Below are 15178 nucleotides of genomic sequence, written 5' to 3' on the forward strand. Positions count from 1 at the left end.
TTTTTCATTACGGTTTATTTTCATAGGAGAATCGCCCTCGCCTCTTTCTATAAGAATAGAGGAGAGGGGGACGATTCAAAAATGATTAGACTCGATCAATGATCCATTCATGATCCTTTTCGTTATGGAATTTCCATATGCGTTCCGGCCCGGCCATGACATTTAAATAGTAAGCAGCATAACCGTCTGGCACGCCTACTGGATGGTAGCCTTTAGGAACAAGAACAACATTGGCATTTTCTACAGCCATGGTCTCATCTAAAGAACGGTCCTCTGTATATACACGCTGGAAAACAAACCCTTGCGGCGGGTCCATTTCGTGATAATAGCTTTCTTCTAAGAAGGACTCGTTTGGAAGATTGTCCTGGTCATGCTTATGCGGAGGGTAGCTGGACCAGTTAGCTGTTTCTGTAAACACTTCTACAACAAGCAAGCTGTTTGCGGAAGGATCAGAGTCCGGTAAAATATTGTGTACTTGCCGTTTATTATTATATTTTCCGCGATGCTCTACGCCGTTATCCTCTGCTTTAATCAGTTTGGTCGGCAGCTCCTTATCGGATGGAGCAAAGCATAATGCTACACGAGCTTTCGTGTCAGCTGTAATCGTAACTGTTTTATTATGGGAAACATAAACGCTGTCTGTCGGTTTACGTTCAAATACACTTTCGCGCGTCCCGATTTCAGAGAAGCTTTGATAGCCATCTGTGACGGTGATTTTTCCTGTTAATGCGACAACACAAAGCTCTAGGTTCGTCAGCTTTTCGTCATAGCTGGTATTTGGTTCTAAATCCACTACTTTAAAACTGACATAATGAAGGTCGGAATTTTCTTCTGTCACTTCATGAACAAGTGTTACGCCGTCTGCTAATTTGTTATTTTCAGGTTTTCTTAATAAATGACTCATAAAGAACTCCTTTCGATATGGAATGAGGCTGGGGCTGGAGATACAATGTTTTCAGGTTAGTGCGACCGCTGCGGAAAAACACTACGCTTTCCATGGGCTTGCGCTCAGCCTCCTTTAAAGAAGACTTAGCGATTGGCAAGCCGACAGGCGCAGACAGAGCTAAAGTCGCCCTTATGCCCCGAGGGTAGAAAAAAAGAAGTTCGCTTTTTTCTGCGGGGTCTTCACCCTGGGACTGCGATTACTCGCCCCACCGAAGACCATTGCGCTTTCCCATAGGAGTCTCCGTGTTTTTCCTCCGCTAGTTAGTATTATTACTATACTATTTGTATCACATATAATTTTTATAAAATTTATTAACCTGACAACATTGGCTGGAGAAAAAATACCCAGCCTCATGTTTTATTTAAAATCTAGTAATCTGTTTTGTTGAATTATGAAAAATCTGGTTCAGGGTAACGAGCGGTTACTACTTTTTTACGTGTATAGAAATCGACACTGTCTTTTCCGTTTGCATGCAGTGTACCGAAGAAAGAAGACTTCCATCCGGAGAATGGGAAAAATGCCATCGGTGCTGGTACACCTAAGTTGATTCCTAACATACCTGCATCGATGTTTTCACGGAAATAACGTACAGATAATGCGCTTGTAGTGAATAGGCAAGCCCCGTTAGCGAATTCAGATTGGTTAGCGAATTCAACCGCTTCTTTTAAGTTTTTCACACGTACGACAGATAACACTGGAGCAAAAATCTCATCCTTCCAGATTGTCATATCTTGAGATACGCCATCAAAAATTGTTGGACCGACAAAGTAGCCATCTTCATTTTGTTCGTTACGTCCGTCGCGAACTAATGTAGCACCTTCTTCAATTCCTTTTTCAATATAGCTCAGTGTACGCTGTTTTGCTTCATCGCGGATAACTGGTCCTAAGAAGACGCCCTCATCCAGACCATTACCCATTTTGATGTTGTCAGATGCTTCTTTTAATTTAGCGATAAATTCATCTGCAACGGAATCCTCTACCGTGACAACGGCACACGCCATGCAGCGTTCCCCAGCGGAACCGAATGCAGCGCTGATTACTTCTTTTGTAGCTAGGTCTAAGTCAGCATCTGCCAATACCGTAGAGTGGTTTTTCGCGCCAGTTAATGCTTGAACACGTTTTAAGTTCTCACTTCCGCGTTTGTATACATATTCTCCAACTGGCTTAGAGCCTACGAAGGATACTGCTTTTACAGTAGGGTGATCTAAAATGCCGTTCACCACATCGTGTGCACCATTGACGATACTGAATACACCTTTTGGAAGACCAGCTTCATCCAGTAATTCTGCAATTCTTGCTGCAAGAATCGGTGTTTTTTCAGACGGTTTTAAGATAAAGGAGTTACCTAAAGCAATTGCCATTGGGAACATCCAGCATGGAACCATCATTGGGAAGTTAAATGGAGCAATTCCGCCGACAACTCCTACAGGATAACGATAGTTTGTAGCTTCCACATCGGTTGCAATCGTTGCAAGAGAATCTCCCATCATTAATGTCGGTGCACCAGCAGCGAATTCTACGTTTTCAATACCGCGTCCAACTTCGCCTAATGCTTCGCCAACGCTTTTTCCGTTTTCCTGCGTAATTAATTTTGCTAATTCTTCTTTATGCTCTTCTAATAGATTTTGATATTTAAATAGAATGCGGGCACGTTTGGCTACAGATACTTTTTTCCATTTTTCTTGAGCAGCCTGAGCAGCCTGCACAGCATCTTCAAAATCCTCTGGAGTAGAGATTGGCACTTGTGCTAATACTTCTTTTGTTGCTGGATTATAAACATCTTCATACTTATCTGTTTTACTTTCGACCCATTCACCATTGATAAAGTTTTTTAGTTTTTTAGACATTAGGATATGTCCTCCTTTAATATAGTAGATTTATATTTTATTCTCTAAAAAATTTAGAGAAAATAGATAACTTATTTGAAAAAATGCTAGAGGTCACCGGTTAAAAATTGTGCCTTTCCAAATCCAAAGCTCCATTCTCCGGCGCCATTCGTGACAAAGGTAATCATGACATCCTTTGGATCGATCTGACATTGCTGCTCTAATCTTTCTGTCAGAAGCTGATAAAAGTCTTTCTTCATCTTGTCCGTCCGCTGTGTACTGACGACGGTAAAAAGGATGACGTTATCACTTCTCTCAAATCCGAGCCCTGTATCCTTCATAATCATTTCGTAGGGTTCATGCTGTGTCACAACCTGGTAACGATCACCTTCAGGAACATGAAACGCTTCCAAAACAACCTGATGCGCTGCATCCAAAATTTGTTTGATTTCCTCCGGTTCTCGACCTTTGATTAAATCAACTTTAATTAGGGGCATCTCTACACTCCTTCGTTTTGATTTGCAATAACAAGCTCGACATTATAATTCTTACAATAGTCGATATACGCTTGACCAGGACGCTGGTCTGTAATCAGATAATCCAGCTGGTTCAGATTGCAATAAGTAGTTAAAGCAACTTTATCGAATTTTTGATGATCAACTAACAACAGCTTCTGCTCGATTTGTTCCGCTATATAAGATTTCAATTCGCTTTCCACAGGAATAGAGCTCGTTACGCCATTTTTGATAGAAATCGCAGTAGCAGCTAAAAATGCTTTGTTAATATTATAATTCTTTAGAATTTCCTGTGCCTGAATCGTTGTAAATGACTGTGTTCTGCGGTTAAGCGCGCCTCCCAGACTATAAACAGTAAGGTTTTCATAAGGCATCGTTCTCAGGATGAAATCAATATTATTCGTTACAATCGTGATTTGTTTGTCCTGAATATATTCAATGAGCTCTAATACGGTTGTTCCCGTATCTATAAAAATAATGTCCCCATCTTGAATAAAGTGGGCAGCCTGTTCCGCAATCCTTTGTTTATTTGGCAGATTCTTTGTCTGCCGGTAAGTGAAGGAGGTTAAAGGCTTGGTGATATCTTTGTTTGGCTGTTTTTCTTCAGCAGGCTGATTAACAGCTGCTCCGCCATGAACCTTAACAATGTCACCAGTCTTACATAACTCTTGCACATCATTACGGATAGTATTTTTAGAAACTGCAAATTTATCAACGAGTTCATCATAAGAAGCTCTTTGCTTGAGCGTAATATATTCTTGTAATGCAGCGATACGCTTCGATTTGATGTTGATCACCTCTTTTCTTACATCGAGTATAACACAAGGAATCCAAAAAGTTAACAAGAAATAACCAAAAGTTTATAATTTATTTGAGTATTTTGTTGTTTTGTTGATGTGGCGGTATTTTTGGATGCGTTTTCTTTTGGGAGGATGGGTAAGTTAATGTTTATTGAGATATTTGCTCTGCAGAAGAGCATTAGATTGTGTTTATGAAATTTATTAGAACAAAAATGACATACTGAAATAGAAAGATAGACTTTGGTTTGTCTTCTTTTTGGTCATTAGAAGAGCTAATACGAGTCTTTTGATAATAATAAAGAAACAAGTTTTGGGAAAGTGTTTTCCTATAGTGTTTGCATGTGTTTCTGGTTTATTTTATATAAATTAATATTGACATGAATCGAAAGCCTGTTTATAATCATCGTCATAAGGAAAACACTTTCCTAAAGAGGGGATGAATTTTTATGAAAACATTAAATATAGGATTGATAGGTGCTGGAAGAATGGGGGCGTTTCATGGCCAAACAATTGCGCAGCGTATTCCTGGGGCGAAATTGTATGCGATTGCAGACCCATTTCCACAATCTGCTGAAAACGTATTACAACATATTGGAGAAGAAGCTAAAATTTATACAAATCCTTTAGATTTAATTCAAGATTCTGAAGTAGACGCCATTGTGATAGTTTCTCCAGCAAGAACACATTCGGAAAATGTTATTCAAGCGATTGAACATGGAAAGCCCGTTTTCTGTGAAAAGCCAATGGCAGTTTCGATAGAAGAGATGAAAGCGATCAAAAAAGCTGCAAAGAAAAATCCTGTACCGGTCCAAGTTGGTTTTAATCGTCGTTTTGAAAAGGGTTTTGAACAAGCGCATCAAGAAATTGTTGATGGACAGCTAGGGGACGTACAGCTGCTTCGTTCAAATACGAGAGATCCAGAGCTTTCTGGTCCAGAAAAGAAACCGGAATGGACGATATTTTTAGAAACATTGATTCATGATTTTGATACGTTGATGTACTTAAATCCAGGAGCGAAACCGGTAGAAGTATATGCGAAAGCAGATGCGCTTATCCGGCCGGATTTGAAGGAAAACGGATTATTGGATACTTCTGTGGTAACGATAACGTTTGATAATGGATGTATTGCAGTTGCAGATGCCAGCTTTCAGGCTAAATATGGATACGATGTGCGTGCGGAAGTATTTGGTTCGGAAGGAATGATTACGTTAGGAGATATCAAAACATCCAGCATGCAAAAATTTAATACAGCTGGGGCAAGCTACCAAACTACCAGATATGATCAGGATCTTTTATTTGATGCATATGTTGATGAATTAAAGCATTTTGTGAAAGCGGTACAAAATGAAGCAGTAACGCCAAAAGTATCTATTGAAGATGCAGAATGGGCATTGTATTTGGCACTGGCAAGTATGGAGTCTGTGAAAACAGGTCTTCCTGTAAAAGTAGAAGATGTTATTTCATTACAGCCAAAGGAGGAAGTAATGTAATGAGAGAATATGGGCTATGCTTATGGACATTTGGAGATGTAGATACACAGAAAAAGGTAAAGCTTGCGAAAGAGATTGGTGTAGATGGTGTTGAAGTGCAAGGAAACTTAGAGGATGACCCTGCGGAAATAAAAGAATTACTGAAAGAATATAACTTAAAGGCTTTATCTGTGACACCGGATAATGTTGATATTTCAAGTATTGATGAAAAGGTCAGAGTGGATGCTGTTAATTACTTTCTGAAATTATTAACCTGGGCAAAAGAGCTGGGAGCAGATAGGATTTGCCTTCATGGTGAAGTTGGGAAAATAACAGGATCAGGTAACTCGGATAAAGACTGGGAATTGCTTGTGAAAAGTACAAAGCAAATAGTGGAAAAAGCAGAAGAACTCGAAATGCCTATTGTTTATGAGGTACTTAATCGTTATGAAAACCATCAAATAGTCACGTCCAAAGAAGCAAAAAAATTAATAGATGAGATTCAAAGCAAATACCTTACTATTTTATTAGATGCTTATCATATGAATATTGAAGAAAGCTCACCTGTTCAAGCATTGAAGGATGCTGGAGAAAATTTGGGCGTTTATCATATTGCTGACTCCAATAGACAAGCTATTGGTAATGGACATGCAAATTTAAAAGAACAGGTAGCTGTTTTAGGAGAAATCGGTTATACAGGTCCTGTGATTATGGAAATGACAGCTGCCGGACCTAATCCTTTTACTCCTGTGAAAGAAGGGGACTACTTAGGTGTTATTACAGCATATTATCGTGCGTCATTAAAGCAGTTGAAAGAATGGGAGAAATACTAAGGTTTCAGCGCTTCTGAGGCGCTGTTTCCTTCAAATGAATGACAACGCTTTCCGGGAAGGTATTTAAAAAGGGGAAGAGGGGTAAATACATGAAGAAAAATACAAGATATATTGTTACATTAACATTGATTGCTGCTTTAGGAGGATTATTGTTTGGTTATGACACCGCTGTTATTTCTGGAGCAGAGCAATCCTTGCAAGTGTATTTTATGGAGAGTCTCGGCTTAGGGACATTCGCACATGGATTAACTGTTTCCAGTGCACTGATTGGTTGTATTATCGGAGGGTTGATCAGCGGATTTCTTTCTAACAGAATTGGACGAAAAAATTCCCTGTTAGTGGCTGCTGTATTATTCTTTGTTTCTGCTCTGTTATCGGCTTATCCAGAATTTTTATTTTTCACAAAAGATAATCAGACAATGGGACTTTTCATTATGTTTAATTTTTATCGTATTATTGGAGGGATAGGAGTAGGGTTAGCTTCAGGTCTGGGGCCTTTATATATTAGTGAGACTTCCCCAGCGAATATTAGAGGGAAATTGGTAACATTAAATAACTTAGCAATTATATTCGGGATGTCTTTTGTGTATTTTGTTAACTGGAGAATCGCGGCAGGGCAGGAATTAAGCTGGATTCATGATATAGGCTGGAGATATATGTTTGCTTCAGAAGCAATTCCAGCCCTGTTATTCTTTGGTTTGTTATTCCTTGTTCCGGAAACACCAAGGTATTTAATCTCTAAAAATAAAGATCAGGAAGCACTGACAATACTTGAAAAAGTGAATAACTCGAAGGAAAAGGCAAACGCAATTTATCAAGAAATCAAACAAACCGTTGATGTAAAAAATGTTCGAGTGTTTTCTTATGGAAAATTAGTTGTGATTGTTGGTATTTTATTAGCTGCCTTTCAACAATTTGTAGGCATCAATGTTATTTTATATTATGCTCCAAGAATTTTTGCGGAAATGGGTGCGAGTTCAGATGGCTCGATGTTTCAAACGGTGATCATCGGAATCGTTAATTTTATCTTTGTATTAATTGCAATGCTGTTAGTTGACAGAGTCGGAAGAAGATTGTTAATGATTGTAGGCTCTATTGGTATGGCTGTAGGAATGTTTGGTGTTGCTGCGCTGGCCTATCTTGATCAAATGGGGATTGGTGCACTTATCTTTATCTTGATTTTTGTGGCATTCTATAATCTATCATTTGGTCCGTTGATGTGGGTATTAGCCTCAGAGCTGTTCCCTAATAAGGTAAGAGGCCAGATTATGGCAATCACCGTTGTAGCAAACTGGGGTTCGAATTTATTAATATCTTCTACCTTCCCTTCTTTATTAGAATTTGGGGCAGGATTTGCTTATACATTCTATGGCGTTATGTGTGTACTCGCACTATTGTTTGTTCTAAAGCTTGTCCCTGAAACGAAAGGGAAAACATTAGAAGAAATTGAAAAGTATTGGGAAGATAAACAGGCGAAATCGCAGCAGAACAAAGCAGTATAGGTAAAAAAAAGAACGGATAAAAAGCTTGGTGTAGTTTACAACTATATCAAGCTTTTTTAGCAGGTAAGAAAGCATAAACTTTCTTACTGCATAAGTGTAACTAAGGTTGTCACCTAAAGGCTTGGTGACACCAAGTTTTCTAATAATTTTAAAGAATAGTGAAACAAGAACCGTTCTGCTTCTATGGCATCTACAAGTTGTTTACTGTAGAATTAAAGTTACTATGATAAGAAAACGATACATGATAAGAAAGTAGGGAAATGTTCTTGAAAAAGAAGCGACCGACAATTTATGATGTAGCTAAAGAGGCTGGAGTTTCTATTTCCACCGTTTCTAAAGTAATGAACGGTACGGGCAGTATTGCAGATAAAACGAAGAAAAAAGTGGAGGCAAGTATGCAGAAGCTAAGTTATCAGCCAATTGCTGCACCTGCATTGCTGAAAAGGCTGCAAACAATTGGATTATTAATTCCATCTATCGCTGATCCTTTTTCTGCAGAAATTGCCAGGAAAATTGAAGATAATGGACGCAAATATGGGTTCAGTTTAATTGTTTGCAGTACAGATAATAATCTTGATAAAGAAAAAGAGTATATTGCTATTCTTCGCAAAAAATATGTAGACGGTATTATTATTGCGACCGGCTTGAAAAATGCGAAGGCATTACAGGAGTTGAAAAACAGTAATATTCCTATTGCACTTTTATCCCGGGAAGTTCCTTCGCTGCCTTTGAATACAGTTTTAGTAAATGATTATTTAGGAGCTTATGAAGCAACCTCTTATTTAATAAAAAGAGGTCATCAGCGGATTGCGATGATAACAGAGGACATGTATTTTTCATCTGTAAAGGCAAGGGTAGACGGGTATAAGCAGGCGTTGGAGGATGAGCAAATGGAAGTGAGCAAATCACTTATTTCAATAGATAATTCCAGCTTTATGGATGCTTCGCAGTCAGCTGAGAAGCTGGTAAACATGAAAGAGGCGCCAACGGCAATCTTTGCTTCTACAGAACCTTTGGCAATTGGTGCCATGCAAGGAGTTCGGGAAGCAGGTCTTAAGATTCCTGATGATGTATCTATTGTTGGTTTTGATAATTCTATTCTGGCTCAGATGTGCTACCCGCAGTTGACAACTGTTGCACAGCCGACGGAGGAGATGGCTGAAAAAATTGTTCAGCTTCTAGTAGAGGAAATAAACGGAACGGAAAAAGTGAAGCAGCGAATCGTATTAGCTCCGAGATTAGTGATTCGGGGGACGGTGGAGTAAGGCCGGCAGTAATAAATTCTTAGAAGGAGAATGCTATATGATGAAAGCGCAGCGGGTAACTGCAATACTTGAGTATGTGAAAGAAAAAGAATCTGTATCACTTGATGAACTTGTAGATCGATTTGGTGTTTCTAAAAATACAATCCGACGGGACATTCAGGAGCTTGTAGATGAAGAACAATTGGTGAAGGTTTACGGCGGAGTGTCTATTTCAAAGCCGCTGACCGTTCCGTATCAAGACCGGAAAGTTAAGCAATTCCACGAAAAACAAAAGCTTGCAAAATTAGCAGCGGAATTTATTGAGGATGGTGATATTATATTTCTTGATTCAGGAACCACTACCGTAGAATTGCTTGATTTTATCAAGTATAAAAATATTACGATTGTCACCAACAATCTCGATTTCACATTGGATGCCAGTGCTTATCCCAATTTAAACATTTATTCAACCGGCGGGGTTTTCGAGCGTTCTACAAGATCTTACGTCGGAACAGAAAGCGCAGAGGTTATTCAAAAGTATAATTTTAATAAAGCTTTTATGGCTTCGACAGGACTTTCACTGGATAAAGGAATAACGAACTCTTCTCCTTTAGAAACACAAGTAAAGGCAAAAGTAATCCAAAAAAGTGAGCAAGTATTTATTCTTGTAGACCATACAAAATTTGATAAGTATGCATTGACTACCTATTGTAATTTTGATGACATTGATTATTTAATAACGGACCAGGAACCTCCGAAAGCATATTTAACACATAGTGAACAAAATCAATATGACGTAATTTATCCCAAATGATTTTGTAAAAGCCTCTATAAAAAATGATTGTATGCAGAAAAATTGTATTCTTAGGGTAAACTCTTTAATATAAAATAAAACTTCACACTGTGAAAGGGTGCACAATCATCAAGAAATTTCTATTTCCATATTTTAATTGCACGAATCAGTGTGACGAATATAACTAAAAAAGAGGTGTAACGGATGGAAAAAGTGATTGTAGTATGTGAAGCAGGGATAACAACCAGTTTATTAGTAAAAAAATTAAATGACCTTGCGCAAGAAAAAGGACAAGATATTGATATTCAGTCTAAAAGTCTGGAAGAAGGCTTGGATTACGTGAAAGAGCATGATATAGATGTTGTATTATTAGGGCCCCAAATTCATCATAGCGCTGAGAATTACGAAGCTTCAACAAATGCAAAAGTGGCTAAAATTTCAGTGAAAGACTATAACAACATGAATGTTTACAGCATTTTTGAACAGATAAGAGAGGCGTAACAATGGCAATCGATATAGAAGTATTTATGCCTTTGATTACAGAAGCTTCTCAAGCGAAAACGTTAGCCTATCAGGCATTAGGTCTTGCAAAAGAACAAGATATAAAAGGATATGAAGCAGGCATCGCTGATGCTAAAAAGCATTTGATAGCTGCTCATAAAAAACAGACGGAGCTTTTGCAACTGAACAGCCGTGAGCAGCAGACAGATATCAATATTTATGTCATTCATGCGATGGATCATGTGACAAATGCTCAAATGATTTGTGATATGGCGCAGGAATTAGCAGAGCTTCATTTAAAAAATAAATCATAGAAAAAGATTATCCTGTAATTGGTATATGCCATTACAGGATTTTTTTATAAAAAAAGAGGTGTCCAGTGAATTTAGACATGCAGATACTAGTCAAATTGATTACAAAAGATAACAATAAATTAATCATAAATTGATAGAAACTTGACTAAATATTAATTTTTATAATAGTATATAACATAGTAACAACGTAAGTGAACATATCTATAAGTTTAACAAAGGAGAATTTCAAATGAAAACGCTTAAAATTGGTGTTGCAGGATTAGGAAGACTTGGCCTGATTCATGCAGAAAATATCTATAATCTAAAAGGAGTCGAATTGACAGCGGTTTCTAATTTAGATGAGGAAGTAAATAAACAGGTAAAGGAAAAATATAAAGTCCCAAATGTTTACACAAATTATGAGGAAATGCTGGAACAAACGGAGCTAGATGCTGTTTGCATTGTTACACCTTCTGGATTCCATACAGAGCATATTCGTTTAGCATTGAAGAAGAATTTGCATATTTTTTGTGAAAAGCCAATTGGTTTAGAAGTAGAAGATATCAAGCAAACGATAGATGAAATTGAGAAAAGTGACCGCATTTTTCACTTAGGATTTATGAGAAGATTTGATGAAGATTATCTATATGCGAAAGAAATGATAGATAGCGGACAAATTGGAGATATTTCGTTAATTCGTTCCTATAGTATTGATCCGATTCAAGGGTTAGACAGCTTTGTCAACTTTGCTAAGAAGAGTCCAAGCGGCGGGCTGTTCCTGGATATGAGCGTCCATGATATTGATGTGATCAGATGGCTGACCAAATCCGAAATTTCAACTGTTTGGGCAACAGGAACGAATAAAGCTGCGCCGGAATTGAATGACCTGAATGAATTGGAGTTAGGAACAGTTACCATGAAATTGGACAACGATGTAACCGCTTTGCTGGTTGCTGGACGTACAGCTTCCCATGGTTACCATGTAGAAACAGAAATTATTGGAACCAAAGGCATGCTGCGAATTGCTGCATCTCCTGAAAAAAACAAAGTAGCCGTATTTAATGAGCATGGCGCAGTCCGCCCTTCCTCTCAGCATTTTCCTGAACGATTTGCGGAAGCTTATGTAAATGAATTGAAGGACTTTGTCCGCTGCATTCGAGAAAATCAACAGCCTGAAATAACTGCTATTGATGGTTTAAGAGGAACAGAGGTAGCGTTAGCATGCCAAGAATCATTTGATGAAAATAAATTAGTGGATATTCAATATTAAAGGACAATGCACATCATTTTAGGGGGAGAATAAATTGAATTTATTTAGTATTATCAGTTTTGTTGTTGTACTGCTTTTGATCTATCTTTATGCTTTTTATCGGACAAGAAGTATCGATAACAAAGATTCAGAGGGTTACTTTTTAGGCGGGCGTTCTCTTGTCGGAACAACTGTTGGTATGACGATTATTATGACCAACCTATCAACAGAGCAATTAGTAGGGCAAAACGGTCAAGCCTATGTAGCCGGTATGGAAGTAATGGCTTGGGAAGTAACTGCTTCCGTTGCTATTGTTATGCTAGCATGGGTGTTTTTACCAAAATATTTTAAATATGGTGTAAATACCATTTCTGATTTTATTGAAATCCGCTATGATACATTTACAAAAAGGATTGTATCCGTTCTCTTTATATTCACCTATGTTATCAGCTTTATGCCTGTTGTTTTATATTCTGGAGCGTTGATTTTCAATGATCTATTCGGAATTGAGCAACACTTGGGTATCAGCAGAATAACAGCTGTCATTATTATCTCGACAGTTATTGGTTTAGTTGGTGTTACTTATTTATTCGTCGGGGGCCTTTCCCTGATAGCGCATAGTGATTCACTATATGGCATTGGCCTATTGCTTGGCGGTATGACGATTACGGTTTTAGGGTTTATCGCGTTAGGCGAGAACAGCTTCTTTACTGGTTTAGACCGATTTTTAACCAATTCCCCTGAAAAACTGAATGCTTGGGGAGCATTGGACTCGCCCATTGTACCTTGGCCGACATTATTCTTAGGAATGCTCTTTAATAACTTATATTTTTGGTGTACAAACCAAATGATTGTTCAAAAAGCACTGGCCGCGAAAAACTTAAAAGAAGCGCAAAAAGGTGCTATGTTTGTTGGATTCTTTAAAATATCAGGTATGTTTTTCTTAGTAATCCCTGGGGTTATCGCCTACAATATGTTTGGTGAAGGCATGCAAATGGATCTTGCTTACCCTGCATTACTAGCAGAGGTGCTGCCTGATTGGGCTGCCGGCCTATTTGGAGCAGTAATATTTGGAGCAATTATCAGCTCTTTTGTTGGAGCACTAAGCGCTACTGTTACTTTATTCAGTTTAGACTTCTATAAACCGGTCATTAATAAGCAGGCTACAAACCGTCAAATTGCGAAAGCAGGAAGAGTTTTGACTATTGTTATTGGTGTTATCGTTGTTTTGATTGCACCGTTGATTTCTCTATTTCCACAAGGGTTATATGCAGTCATTCAAGAATTTAATGGTCTTTATAGTATGCCGTTATTAGCTATTATTTTAGTTGGTTTTTACTCTAAAAAGACATCAGCTACAGGTGCAAAGGTTACATTGATTTTCCATATTGTTGTGTACGCATTGTCTAAAGTAGTTATTCCGGATATCCATTATCTATATGTTTGGAGCGTCCTCTTCTTGTTAGATTTAGCTATTCTATATTTCTATAGCGTAAAGAAACCGTCTCAAGAAGGATTCCAATTCGACAAATATCAAAACAAAGTGGATATCACGCCTTGGAAACATGTTAGATGGGTTGGTATTTTAATCTTACTGATTGTAGTAGCATCTTATGTTGTCTTTTCTCCACTTGTATTGGCTAGATAATTGATTTAGAAAGCAAACGCCTTTGTTAGAGGTGTTTGCTTTCTTTCATGTTTGGATTAATTACAATACTGCCTTTTTATCAGTGCTATTATCTTCCCAAATCTGCTCTAACTCTTCCAATGTTTTTCCTTTCGTCTCAGGAACATACTTCCAAATGAAGATAACTGCAAGCACACTCAATACACCGTAAATCGAGAATGTCATTCCGCCTAATACATCATGGATTGGCGGGAACGTGGAAGAAATCGTTAAGTTGGCAATCCAGTGTAATGCAGTTGCGATAGATACAGCTTGTCCGCGAATACGGTTCGGGAATATCTCGGATACAACAATCCATGTGACCGTGCCCCAGGTTAATTGGAAGCTGGCTACATACAACAGCATAAAGATCAATGTTGAAATGCCAAAGACTTCAAAGTATGCCAGGATAGCAACCATAAATAAGTTAAAGGCACAAAGTATGGAACCGCCGATGAGCATCGGTTTTCGTCCTATACTGTCTACTAGAAGAATCGCTGTTGCCATAAAGACTACGTTCACAATACCTACAATTACCGTTTGCAGCATCGAGGCGGATTGTTCTGCTCCGAGCTCTGCAAAAATACGCGGTGCATAATAGAGAATAACATTGATTCCAATCAGCTGCTGAAAGATAGCAACCATAATTCCAACAAACAAGACAAGTTTGCCGTACGTAAAGATGCTGATTTTTTTAGCGGATTCAAAGCGGACGGATTCTTTGATATCTGCTAATATAGCCTGTGCTTTTTCTTTTGATCCATTTACTTTCTCTAATACAATGGCTGCTTTATCGTATTCCTGCTTCAGTGCCAGATATCTTGGTGTTTCTGGTACGGATAATAATAATACGAAAAAGAGCAGGGCAGGTACTAACTCCGAAGCAAACATATATCTCCAGCCAAGGTCATCAATCCAAGCAAGTGATTGACCAGAAGCAATATTTAAGTTAACAATATAAACAATCAGAGCACCAATTCCGATGGATAGGGTGTACAATGCTACATATTTACCGCGGCTCTGTTTTGGTGTTAATTCACTGATGTAAACTGGCGCAATGGCGGATCCGATTCCAACACCGATTCCCCCGATAACCCGATAGACGTTAAACATTAATAATAGGCCGAGTGTCGGGTCATCCTTTGTGAAAAACAGAATTTCCGGATACGCACTGGTGAAAGCGGATACAGAAAATAGTATTGCTGCTAAGATTAAGGTCTTTTTTCTGCCAATCTTATTTGCTAGAAATCCAGAAATGAATCCGCCAATCACACAGCCAATCAAAGCACTGGATACTGTAAAACCATGTGTGAAGGAACCTAAACCCAGCGGCTCGATCAAGTATTTTTGTACGGATTGCTCTGCCCCGGAAATAACTGCTGTATCATATCCAAATAAAAATCCTGCTAATGCGATAATCGGCACAACGGTAAGAATATAGCGGTTATTATTTTTTGGTTTACTCATTTTATTTCCTCCCATTTTTAATACCATACTAGCTATTAAATGAGAGATACCATGAAGTAATTCTTCATGATATC

At 38.2% G+C, this 15178-nt stretch carries 14 protein-coding genes; 9 read left to right on the top strand and 5 right to left on the bottom strand.

Going from position 1 to position 15178, the window contains the following annotated elements; translation table 11 throughout:
* Positions 1-85 precede the first annotated feature (85 nt).
* The 4 genes from iolB to MKY65_RS03760 form a co-directional block, all read right to left on the bottom strand.
* Positions 86-904: a 5-deoxy-glucuronate isomerase gene (gene iolB / locus MKY65_RS03745; protein ID WP_339182508.1), complete on the bottom strand. Its 819-nt coding sequence runs from the start codon at positions 902-904 to the stop codon at positions 86-88.
* 431 nt (positions 905-1335) lie between these two features.
* The gene (locus MKY65_RS03750) at positions 1336-2799 is read right to left on the bottom strand and encodes a CoA-acylating methylmalonate-semialdehyde dehydrogenase (RefSeq protein ID WP_339185105.1); all 1464 of its coding nucleotides are present in this window, start codon (positions 2797-2799) and stop codon (positions 1336-1338) included.
* Positions 2800-2879: 80 nt separating this feature from the next.
* Complete coding sequence (locus MKY65_RS03755; RefSeq protein ID WP_339182509.1) at positions 2880-3269, bottom strand: tautomerase family protein; 390 nt, start codon at positions 3267-3269, stop codon at positions 2880-2882.
* A 2-nt stretch (positions 3270-3271) separates the two neighbouring features.
* Positions 3272-4084, bottom strand: a complete 813-nt coding sequence (locus MKY65_RS03760) for a DeoR/GlpR family DNA-binding transcription regulator (protein WP_339182511.1) — start codon at positions 4082-4084, stop codon at positions 3272-3274.
* A 449-nt stretch (positions 4085-4533) separates the two neighbouring features.
* Between MKY65_RS03760 and MKY65_RS03765 the strand changes: the two genes are divergently transcribed.
* From MKY65_RS03765 to MKY65_RS03805, 9 genes are all read left to right on the top strand, one after another.
* On the top strand, positions 4534-5577 hold the full coding sequence (locus tag MKY65_RS03765; RefSeq protein WP_339182513.1) for a Gfo/Idh/MocA family oxidoreductase: 1044 nt from the start codon (positions 4534-4536) through the stop codon (positions 5575-5577).
* Complete coding sequence (locus MKY65_RS03770) at positions 5577-6389, top strand: sugar phosphate isomerase/epimerase family protein (RefSeq protein ID WP_339182515.1); 813 nt, start codon at positions 5577-5579, stop codon at positions 6387-6389. The genes MKY65_RS03765 and MKY65_RS03770 overlap by 1 nt, the downstream gene beginning before the upstream one ends.
* Before the next feature lie 89 nt (positions 6390-6478).
* Entirely contained in the window at positions 6479-7891 is a 1413-nt protein-coding gene (gene xylE / locus MKY65_RS03775; protein WP_339182517.1) for a D-xylose transporter XylE, read from the top strand.
* Between the two features lie 266 nt (positions 7892-8157).
* Positions 8158-9156, top strand: coding sequence for a LacI family DNA-binding transcriptional regulator (locus MKY65_RS03780; RefSeq protein WP_339182519.1), 999 nt, complete (start codon positions 8158-8160; stop codon positions 9154-9156).
* Positions 9157-9193: 37 nt separating this feature from the next.
* Positions 9194-9949 (top strand): DeoR/GlpR family DNA-binding transcription regulator, encoded by a 756-nt coding sequence (locus MKY65_RS03785; protein WP_339182521.1) that lies wholly within the window; start codon positions 9194-9196, stop codon positions 9947-9949.
* Between the two features lie 183 nt (positions 9950-10132).
* On the top strand, positions 10133-10429 hold the full coding sequence (locus MKY65_RS03790) for a PTS sugar transporter subunit IIB (protein WP_339182522.1): 297 nt from the start codon (positions 10133-10135) through the stop codon (positions 10427-10429).
* 2 nt (positions 10430-10431) lie between these two features.
* A complete protein-coding gene (locus MKY65_RS03795) occupies positions 10432-10743 on the top strand; it encodes a PTS lactose/cellobiose transporter subunit IIA (RefSeq protein WP_339182524.1) in 312 nt (103 codons plus the stop codon).
* 229 nt (positions 10744-10972) lie between these two features.
* Positions 10973-11992: a Gfo/Idh/MocA family oxidoreductase gene (locus MKY65_RS03800; protein WP_339182526.1), complete on the top strand. Its 1020-nt coding sequence runs from the start codon at positions 10973-10975 to the stop codon at positions 11990-11992.
* A gap of 34 nt (positions 11993-12026) precedes the next feature.
* A complete protein-coding gene (locus tag MKY65_RS03805) occupies positions 12027-13619 on the top strand; it encodes a solute:sodium symporter family transporter (protein ID WP_339182528.1) in 1593 nt (530 codons plus the stop codon).
* Positions 13620-13679: 60 nt separating this feature from the next.
* On the opposite strand, the gene MKY65_RS03810 is transcribed toward MKY65_RS03805, so the two are convergent.
* Positions 13680-15104: a sugar porter family MFS transporter gene (locus MKY65_RS03810; protein WP_339182529.1), complete on the bottom strand. Its 1425-nt coding sequence runs from the start codon at positions 15102-15104 to the stop codon at positions 13680-13682.
* Positions 15105-15178 lie beyond the last annotated feature (74 nt).

It is taken from the genome of Oceanobacillus sp. FSL W7-1293 (genome assembly GCF_037969815.1).
GTDB classification, from domain to species: Bacteria; Bacillota; Bacilli; order Bacillales; family Amphibacillaceae; genus Oceanobacillus; species Oceanobacillus oncorhynchi.